This window comes from Nostoc sp. NMS8, assembly GCF_017115045.1.
In the GTDB taxonomy this organism is placed as follows: Bacteria; Cyanobacteriota; Cyanobacteriia; order Cyanobacteriales; family Nostocaceae; genus Nostoc.
The window spans coordinates 1-9,246 of record NZ_JABXKK010000008.1 but is presented as its reverse complement, the minus strand read 5'-3'; the positions used below and the strand labels follow the sequence as shown (position 1 = coordinate 9,246).

Here is a 9,246-nt window from a genome sequence, read left to right as displayed (position 1 = left end):
AGTTGCGACTAACGTTCCAAGCCCAATTTCAACTTGCCCTAATTCCCACAACATTTCTTGCTGTTTTTCATAAGGCATGTGTGCATAATTGTTTACCCATCCTAAGAACGCTTGTAATCTAACTCCTAAATCTTGCCCTGGAACGATATCTGGCGACCATGAGGCTGTTTGTACATTTCCACAACACTCACACACGCAGGTATGGCGTTGATATTCCACAATTTCAATGGGACGTTCTACTAATTGCGCTACAGACTGTTTTTCTATTTTTACTGCCACAGTCGCAAATGCTTTTTGACCGCAGTGAACACAATCTTCTGGACGTAAGATTTCATAACGATCTACTCTGCCAAAACCCTTACGCGTTTTTCCCTGATGCCCTGGTTACCCGCCTGGTTTTCTTTTGGGATGATTCGATTCTCCGTCCAGGGATGCTTTTTTGTTTTCGCTCTTTTTTAGAATATCCCCAGATGGTGGTTTCGATGAGGTAGAACTATCTAAATCTCGGCTGACTTTTAAACGTTCTACTTCAAGGTGTAGTTCTAAGATTGTTTTCTGTAACTCACATATTGCCTTGCCCTGCTCAATAATTATCTTTACCAGTTCTTCTTTTGATAACTGGTTCAAGCTTTCTCGGTCTAAAACAGTACGGCAGGTTTTGGTTCATATTTGTGATACTCTCCCTCAAGCGTCCCCTTTGTCAATACCCTGCCACCTGAATCCTTACGATTTACCAGTACCAGAAGACTATTCAATCTTTATGGCAGTTGCGGATAAAATTGGTTTTGATAGTCGAGGTCGTCGTCTGTTTCGTCCAATGACAAATGAGCAACAAACCCAAGAAATTGATAGTGATTTACCGCTAATTATGGAAAATTTTAAAAAGTTTATGACAGAAGTTTGGCAAAATCATATTGGACTAAAATAATTTAGGACTTATATCAAGCCGGGTACGTAGCAGGCCCTCCTTAAGCATGAAAGAAGGCACTTCCCCTGCTTCCCTCTGCGGTATTAATGATAAGTCTTTCACCGAACATGATATTACAGAGGAATTACAGGAGTGCCTTGCTCCGCGAGGAGCTTTGCTAACAATATTTTGTCAAAATTTACTGCAATCCTGGAGTTTGATAAACTCGCCTAGTAAAATTTTCTAAAACATCAGTTTCACTACTACTAGACTCCTGTGCAGGTGCTACATCTTCCTCTGGTAATGGCAACATCCGCGCGGCTGACTCAATCCGTTCATGTAATGCTTGTGTTAGCGTTTTAATATCAGGAATTGTCACCTGACTTTCTAAAGCAGGTTTAACTTGTGTGTCCCAAAGAGCCTCACTATCATGCGCCCGTTTTTCATCCGCTTTGGACACTGGAATAATCAAAGGATAAGGAATAGAAGCTTGTCCCTCGGAACTGTAACCAGGACTGGTAATTACGCACTTGCCTTGAGGAAATTTCAAAATTTCGTCAGCACTGATTACAGGCATTTTTTGCAAATTCTCACTCCAGCTAATTGAACGGCTCATTTGTCCGCCAAGCGATCGCCCTGTGGTACGATTTTTAATCAGCACTTCCTTCTCACCGTAACGCTTTGAGTAATCCTCAGCCGTTTTGTAGTTACCAGGATTGAACAAAACATGAGTACTACAAGCAGAAGCGATCGCACTCCCCATTTTATCCCCATAAATATCGTAAAGCTGCTCTAAACTTTGAATACCCAGAATAAAGCAGGCACCATTGGAACGATATTCATTAATCCACTGTGGCAGTCGATCTAGCTTAATTGATGGTAATTCATCCAAAGAAATAATCAACGGGTCTTTGCGGGGACGGCTTAAATTTCCAACAATCATCAAGTGCATTGCAGCCGCCAACAGAGGCCCAACCACACTACGACGTTCATCATCTAGCTTGAACACCACCATCTCTCTACCTTCAAGCTTAGTGGGAATGTCCGATTTCCCTATAAATGCCCTCAGCAAATCAGCTTGGATAAAAGATGAGAAAGTACCTGCTGCTGTCGTCAAAATCCCCGAAATAGTCTTCTCTGCATCCTTAGCACTCAAAAATTGAATAAATGAAGTCGCCACCCATTCATCCAACCTTTTTGACTGTACTGCATGGTCAAGACGTTGCACCAATTTTGGCAACCGCAGCACAGCATACAGCATCGCCATATCTGGGTAAGGAGAACCCTTGACTAACTGTAAAAGTGCTTTAGCTAACAAGTCCCCGGCTTTAGCAAAGAACTCATCACTTTTACCACCACTGGAAGCATTACGGTTAATCACTTGTCCAATTTCCCCTGCCATTACCCCATCGCGTGCATCACGCATATAATCCAAAGGATTGATCACACCGCTAAAGGGTTCACCGGGGGCAAATACTCGTACTTTGTAACCATAACGTGCAGCTAGGGGTGCATGAAGTCTTAGTTGGTCGCCCTTCTTGTCGTAGAGTAAAATCGGAAAACCCTGCTGCATCGCACTTTCTAACATCCGGTCTATGGTAGAGTAGGTTTTACCAGACCCAGGCGCACCTATTACCAGTGTTCCGCTTTCGGCATTGGGAAACCAAACTGTAGGTGCAGCACCAAGCATAGTTTGTATGTTAGCCAGCAACCCCCGCCATTTACCTTTTACCCAATAGCGAGGAGTATTAGACCACAGGGTTACTTGCCTTCAGATGATTTGCGAGGTGGCACATTGAGGTTATCTGTAGGGCAAACCAGGCTCAAGATTTTAAGCAGCTTCAGATACAATTCTTTGTTCGATCTTCTCATCAACTAAGGTGTTAATGGATGATACTAAGTTTGATTCAGAGTTCCAAACTTCAGATACTTTAGGCAATGGGAAAGGAAATTGAAGATTTTTAAGCCGATTTATAGAACACTTTCTTCCATAACTAAATCGCCATTTATGAAGTGTGTTGAACGCCGCAGCAAAGCAGATTAAATCTTCGACACTAATCCCATGTATTGGAAGGTCACTATATTTTTTTTCGCACACAAGTAAATTCTTCTCAATATCTTCAACCTTTTGTGATTGGGAATCAGGAAACAAGAGAGCTTTATTTATCCTGCCTAAAACGGAAATACTATTATTAAGCGCATTTATTAAAGCAACGAAAATAAGGAGGCTGAAAGCTAGTTTCACATACTGATCCCACAGCTTTAATGCTTCTTCAGTTAAGGTTTGCTCACTAGGTTTCAGTATTGTCAGCGAGTCGCCTCCATTACCTTTCGGTAGAAACTCTCCGAAGTGAACTGTAGCATGTCCCAACCCTGATATTGCAATCGCAGGCCCAGCAAAAACGTGGTCATCTTCTTCGGGTTCAACATAGCCTACAACGCCATTGTTGCTTTCAGCACTAGTAACAAAAGGAACGCTACCAAAATCATAGTCATCTATCCCTTTTGATTTAGCACAATAGAGCGTAAACAAATTATTAAGCTTAATGAGTTCATTAGACATCACTTACCTCCTCTAGCTGTTGTCGTTGATCCCAAATCTGGATAGAAATGTCCTTATAGATTCTTCTAACTTCTTGATTGTAAGCTTGAACTTCTAAAGACGAAATTCCCAAATGAGCTTGTGGAACTAGCTCGTCAGAAGTAATTGGTGAGAAATCATACTCACCAGGTTTTACCGAAAATTTACTACCATAAATTATCCAGGAACGAAGGCAAGCCACCAATGGATCTAGGAGAGTTTGATAGTTTGTCTTTTCTTTTTCAACTCTGAAACCTTTTCTTTTAATAAAGCCGTCATCTATTATGCGTCCCCAGAGTACATCCTCACCCACATCGTGAGGAACACCTTTTTTGATAAAAACACCAACTGATTCTGTTGCAACCGGATAGAAGAGATCAACTGGAAAAGATACCACAGCCTTTAGTGTATGTTTCTCTAAAAGAAGTACACGCCATACTGAATATTTTTTCTCATACATTACAGATGCAGGAAGTATACTAAAAAGTAAGCCATTATTTGCGAGTTGCTCAAGCCCATGATCAACAAAGTGATATTCTTTTTGGATGCTATTTTTGAGGGCAAACGGAGGATTCATCATGACTTTAGTAACGAGATTAATTTCTGCTTTTGTCCTTTCATTGCCTTCTTTGAACTTTGGTTTTTTAGAAGTTTTAGATGAACCAACTAATTTGTAGCTAAAGCATGAATCAATTTTAATATTATGTTTACCGTCGCCTCTAAAATACATATTAATAAAAGCTAAAACTGCTATTTTTCCCGTATCGTCTGCTCCAAAAAGATTGTCTTTCGCAAAAATTTTAAGTTGGCGCTCAGGAACTTGATTTCTAACCCGATTGAAAGCAGCTACTAAAAAACCTCCAGTTCCAACAGCTGGGTCATAAATAATATCTGAATCTTTAATCTCAAGTGCTTCTGCTACAAGCCAACAAATGTGTCTAGGAGTAAGAACTATTCCTAACTCTTTGCTTGTATTCCCATATCTCAAAAAACTTTCAAAAAATGGCCCCAGCACATCAGCAGATTGGGCTACATGCAATATATCTGCTTCTTTAAGATAGGATATAATATCACTTAATGCCCGTGCTTGTCCCTCTAAAGTTTCGTTAGAAGGTCTAATTTTAATCAGTTCCCAAAGCTCATTCCTGCCCGAATCTCTAAAAACTTTCTCTGCTCTGGAATTAATATCATTAATAAATATTCTTGCATCATTTCGATATTGAAGCGATAAATCCTCATGTAGTGCCAGCAATAAAATAGCTACAAAAAGCGCACGTTCTTCTTTTCCCACTTTTGCTAAGTGAAGAGTTTCATTTATTTGATTAGATAATTGAACCGCCTCAGATATTGATAGTTCAGGACGCTCTAAATTTGGGGAATCTGAGTCTATAATCCGAAGTGCTTCCTTTTTTGAAAGCATTCTTTGTAAAGGATGCTTACCTACAACAACAGATTTCCACTCTCCACTTTTCAGATAAAAGTGACGGATTTCGTAACCTTCCTCATCATTACCAGCAACACTTGTAGCAAATAGAACTCGTATTATTTGAGATGAGTTATTAATGTAACTTGCATATTCTTGAGCTTCTTTAACTGCTGTTTTGATGTTTGTCCTTCCCTCCTTAGCTTCAATTGTCCAAAAAATGTTTGATGAGATAATTACAACGTTTTCGGGTTTTTTAGTGCCTAAAGCCTTAGATATTTCTGGATTGGCTAAGCATTCGTTCTGAGTCCAAACTTCTCCCTTGGGGTTTCTATTTGGGTTTGCACTATTCCAATCACGTAACTTTAGTTTTTTGAGTATCCAAGGATATGCTCTAAACTCAGATGATCGTCTAGCTCCTCTTCCTGCCATAAAATCAATAGCCCAAATTAACTTAACAATTCTTGATGTTTTATGAAATTCAGGCTTCTCAACAACTCAATCAGGAACAATTACCTGGAGATAGTTTCAAAGGTCAATAAGACTTGTCCTTTCTGAGCCAGTAACCAGTATACAGACATCTAACTCTGTATTTTCTACAATCACCTGTTCAACGACTGTAGCAGGCACAACATTAACAGCTTTGTTCCAAGTAACGGTTGCCGCATTTAAGCTACAGCCCCCTAAGCTCATGAGAATCGACAGCAACAAAAAGATGCCCAAACCAATGCGAAACCAATGAACCCAGTAGCGTACCCTCATAGTCGGTGCTGGTAATTGATATGCAGTTGTCTTCAGTGGTTGAGACTGACTAGGGGAGGCGGAGTCAGAATAAACTCCCTTTCCTTCCTCTGCTTGCCCAAAGTATATTTTTGAACGCAACTCAGTATCCAGTATTTCTTTTATCTCATGGGCTGAGGTAATAGAGGTTTTAGATAAATCTGTCATACTCTACCTCCTATTTTCAGTATTTTTAGCAATGCTGATGTAGCTAGAATTTACATTGGGAGAACAGGTCAGCGTTCCATTATCGCTATTACTGTTGCGATAACTAGCTAAAGCAGTTTTGCCGTAATCTTTGAGACTGAGGCGACCGAGGGCATCTGAGCCATTTCCATCAACTTTGCTGTAATCACCACCAAAGTGCTTTTGAGCTACTCGTTCAATTAGGCGATCGCCCGTAAATGGCTCTCCTGTGGCCGGATCGATTTGCTGTTGTGTCACTTGAATTTTGTTAGCCATATCAGCCATAAATGCCCTATCTTGGTCGGCTGGAGGAAAAAACTCAAATAGTTCAGCCTCTGTTGGTTGATGCCCTTGCTTCACTTGACTCAGGAACTCTTGACCTCCAGGCTTGGCAGCAATTAACTGCACTGCATAGGGGTTATAACTCATGAACTGGTAGCGACCGAGAGCGCGACCACAATTTAAACCCCCATCCGCACAGGTATGTATGCCAACTGCTTTGTAATCCCCGCTACCAGCGCTCTCAATCTCCGCAATTGCATTTGAGAGCGATCGCAAATCAATACCGGAGAATGATTGACCTGTTATCGACTGACTACCATTACTAAACGTGCATGGATTAATCTTCTCTCTTACTCCAGTACGGTTGGTAGTGCTAGCTTTAGGCTCTCTTGTAGCTCCAGTTGGTAGAGACGCAGTATTTGTCCTCTGTTCACTCAAATTGCCTACAAATATTAGGGAGTTAACCTTATAGCTGAAAAAAGGAACAGGCCCGATAAAATAAGGTGTACAACCCATTCGCCAAGCACAGAACCGAAAGAACAAAGCCGTATCCACCGTATCAGTAGTTTCATCCGGCTCCATTACCACCACCTTAAAAGCTTTACCAAACGGTAGCCGTCCTGTTGGTTCCCGACCGTTGTTCACTGCTTTCAGGATACCCCGCCCGCCTTCGACTTCTTGGTATTTACCGGAAATCCACTGCTTACCTTCCAATTTACTGCGATCGCTACGACCTGCATTTTCCAAATCATCCAATTCTAAGTAAGCGCAGTCTTTTACAGTACAAGGCACAGAAAATCCTTGCACATCTGAACCAGAAATCGTATTGTTACGGCGGTTTTCTGCTGGCCCATGAACTACATCAATCCGCATTACCAAGCTACCAATTTCAGTGATGGGATTAGGCATTAATCCTAAAGGTACTTGTCCCAAACCAGGAATATCCGAAACATTGCTATTCATCCAACCTGTAAATTGTTGTAGCTGTACTGCATCTAAGTTAGGAATTGAAGAAATAGAAAACTCTGACAAGTCGATTTCTCCCAGCTTCATTTGCCCAACTTCATACTGTGTTAGTACCTGAGCTAGTGTTAAATTAGATGCAGCAATTCCCTTTGATTTTAGTAAGGTTGCAACAGGTGTAATATTGTTTACTTGTGTCTTAGCTAATTCTGGAACAACCTGAGCTAAATGGCTCAATGTCTGCTCCCCAATCAGAGGAAATTCACTCAAGGCAATTTTGTTTAAATCTATACTGTCAATGTCTGCGTTCGCCTCTGGTTGTGTGCCCAGAGCGATCGCCTGTAAAGAAAACTCCTCTGCTTGCAATGCTTCACTGATATCTCCTAACTTCAAATATTGGTCAGGAGTCATACCCACATTCCAAGTGCGACTCAGGTCATAACCTAGTGTTTGACTGTAGGGACTGCCATCAATTGCACCGGATTGACTGATACCTGGTAGTTGTCCCAGAGAAATGCGGCTCCAGTCTGGGAGCAAAACTTTAGTAGCAGGTAGTCGAGACTTTGGTGATGCGCTCATATCGAGATGAAAAATGGAGCAAATGAATTTAATTTCACCAGAAATAATGGCAGAAATCAGTAATGGTAATAGTACCAAACTGCCAGACAACACCCAAAAAATGCTGCAAATTCTGGCAAGTTTAAATACACCAAAAGAATTATTAGCAAGTCTCTTAGAAATAGCTGAATTTTCCCTACATCATGTTCGCTACCTTGCAGGGCCATTGGTAATTCATCGCAGTCCTTGGAGTGATACGATTCCCCAATGGCTGAAGTTTGCTTGTATTCAGGAGCGATTGGAACTTATCTTCACTGAATACGAACAGGATCAGGTTGGTGTTTCCAGCACAGCCACAGAAGTTCTTACCTACATGATGCCTGCAACTTACGAAGCACCTTTACATAGGGACTACGCTGACCTTTATCTTTGGGTAGGTAATGAAGTTTTAACCAAATACGATAAATTACCAAAGGGTTGCAAGAGTTTTTATGAATTTATAGGTGATGGTGATACGAGCAATGCCAGCAATAATCGTATCATTCATTTTAATCAGGTAAAAAATGAATTCAACTATCTTAGCAGGTCAATTCGACGCAGCGTAGTCAAACACGCAGCACAACAAGGATGGGGTAAGCGTCGTATAAATGCCAACCCAAACTTAGACTCCACTGAAAGCACTCCAACTCCTAAACCTTCATCAAATTCAACTGTGCAAATTAGCTTGTTCTAACTTTTCAATAAATCCTCAGTTTATTCAAATTTTCATCTGAGGATTTTTCTGTTAAATGGAAGCGATCGCTTCTTGAATTATGAACATAAATTTTCAAGTTAGTCATCATGAATACTCAACAAATTCAAGAATTTTTAACTCATCTCATCATTGGAATTACAGCCTTATATACCATTGTAATGGTCGTTGATTTCGTTGTGGGAATAGTCCATCTGTGGCAGAAATTTACAGTCAACATCGAAAACACAACATCTGAAAAATCACACCTGGAATCTATTGATATTAAGAAATATCTCAAGGTGAAAAACCAAAATCAATCAACTAACCATATTACATCAAAACCAGAACCTCAACCAGACAACTTTATTAGCATTGATGTAGACAAAATTGATTTACGGACAGCCAGAAAAATTGCTACTGCCATAAAAAAAGCTTCAACATCCAATCCTGACTTAATTATCAAACAAAAAGTCAACAGTAAAAGTGTTCCTTTAGCCTGGTTGCAAGCACAGATTAAGCATCGTTTAGAACTGGCACCAGAAATTGTCGCACCCATTATTAGAGAATTGGCTCCTACTGCTTTTACATCTGATCGAGAGAAGATTCAGCATTCTAACATTGCAAAAACAGGTAAGCGTAAAGTCAGTTAATCATAGAAAGAGAGGAATATCGATATGGCGGTTATCGCTCGGATGAGAAGACAAAAGTACTTGCTGTATAATCATCTTCCCAGCAAAGTTTTTATATCTCCCTCAACTGCACACCGCTATAGTATTACCAGGGTTAGCGCGTCTCAAACCCTATTGACAGGGGGATTATGGCAGAGGTACTGA

The 9,246-nt window shown here is 40.6% G+C and carries 8 protein-coding genes and 1 pseudogene; 3 read left to right on the top strand and 6 right to left on the bottom strand.

Annotation, left to right across the window (positions count from 1 at the left end; all coding sequences use genetic code 11):
* A pseudogene (locus HWQ39_RS00605) lies at positions 1–667 on the bottom strand (DUF6444 domain-containing protein); the annotation flags it as partial.
* Positions 668–697: 30 nt separating this feature from the next.
* Here HWQ39_RS00605 and HWQ39_RS00600 point away from each other — a divergent pair.
* Entirely contained in the window at positions 698–928 is a 231-nt protein-coding gene (locus HWQ39_RS00600) for a hypothetical protein (RefSeq protein ID WP_292840115.1), read from the top strand.
* Positions 929–1,106: 178 nt separating this feature from the next.
* Here HWQ39_RS00600 and HWQ39_RS00595 read toward each other — a convergent pair whose 3' ends face one another.
* From HWQ39_RS00595 to HWQ39_RS00575, 5 genes are all read right to left on the bottom strand, one after another.
* Positions 1,107–2,618 (bottom strand): type IV secretion system DNA-binding domain-containing protein, encoded by a 1,512-nt coding sequence (locus tag HWQ39_RS00595; RefSeq protein ID WP_292840113.1) that lies wholly within the window; start codon positions 2,616–2,618, stop codon positions 1,107–1,109.
* Between the two features lie 120 nt (positions 2,619–2,738).
* A complete protein-coding gene (locus tag HWQ39_RS00590; RefSeq protein WP_292840109.1) occupies positions 2,739–3,470 on the bottom strand; it encodes a hypothetical protein in 732 nt (243 codons plus the stop codon).
* Entirely contained in the window at positions 3,463–5,343 is a 1,881-nt protein-coding gene (locus HWQ39_RS00585) for an N-6 DNA methylase (RefSeq protein ID WP_292840106.1), read from the bottom strand. The genes HWQ39_RS00590 and HWQ39_RS00585 overlap by 8 nt, the downstream gene beginning before the upstream one ends.
* 96 nt (positions 5,344–5,439) lie before the next feature.
* Positions 5,440–5,859, bottom strand: a complete 420-nt coding sequence (locus HWQ39_RS00580) for a hypothetical protein (protein ID WP_292840103.1) — start codon at positions 5,857–5,859, stop codon at positions 5,440–5,442.
* A 3-nt stretch (positions 5,860–5,862) separates the two neighbouring features.
* Entirely contained in the window at positions 5,863–7,701 is a 1,839-nt protein-coding gene (locus HWQ39_RS00575; protein WP_292840100.1) for a M23 family peptidase, read from the bottom strand.
* Between the two features lie 22 nt (positions 7,702–7,723).
* On the opposite strand from HWQ39_RS00575, the gene HWQ39_RS00570 reads away from it, so the two are divergent.
* Positions 7,724–8,413 carry a hypothetical protein gene (locus HWQ39_RS00570; protein ID WP_292840097.1) on the top strand — a complete coding sequence of 230 codons (690 nt, stop codon included), beginning with the start codon at positions 7,724–7,726 and terminating at the stop codon, positions 8,411–8,413.
* Positions 8,414–8,520: 107 nt separating this feature from the next.
* Entirely contained in the window at positions 8,521–9,063 is a 543-nt protein-coding gene (locus tag HWQ39_RS00565) for a hypothetical protein (protein ID WP_292840094.1), read from the top strand.
* Positions 9,064–9,246: the final 183 nt, after the last annotated feature.

Bases quoted from the DNA above. Each gene is read 5' to 3' on its own strand.
- HWQ39_RS00580 (WP_292840103.1), bottom strand. From the start codon at position 5,859: ATGACAGATTTATCTAAAACCTCTATTACCTCAGCCCATGAGATAAAA.
- HWQ39_RS00565 (WP_292840094.1), top strand. From the start codon at position 8,521: ATGAATACTCAACAAATTCAAGAATTTTTAACTCATCTCATCATTGGA.
- HWQ39_RS00590 (WP_292840109.1), bottom strand. From the start codon at position 3,470: ATGTCTAATGAACTCATTAAGCTTAATAATTTGTTTACGCTCTATTGT.
- HWQ39_RS00570 (WP_292840097.1), top strand. From the start codon at position 7,724: ATGAATTTAATTTCACCAGAAATAATGGCAGAAATCAGTAATGGTAAT.
- HWQ39_RS00575 (WP_292840100.1), bottom strand. From the start codon at position 7,701: ATGAGCGCATCACCAAAGTCTCGACTACCTGCTACTAAAGTTTTGCTC.
- HWQ39_RS00585 (WP_292840106.1), bottom strand. From the start codon at position 5,343: ATGGCAGGAAGAGGAGCTAGACGATCATCTGAGTTTAGAGCATATCCT.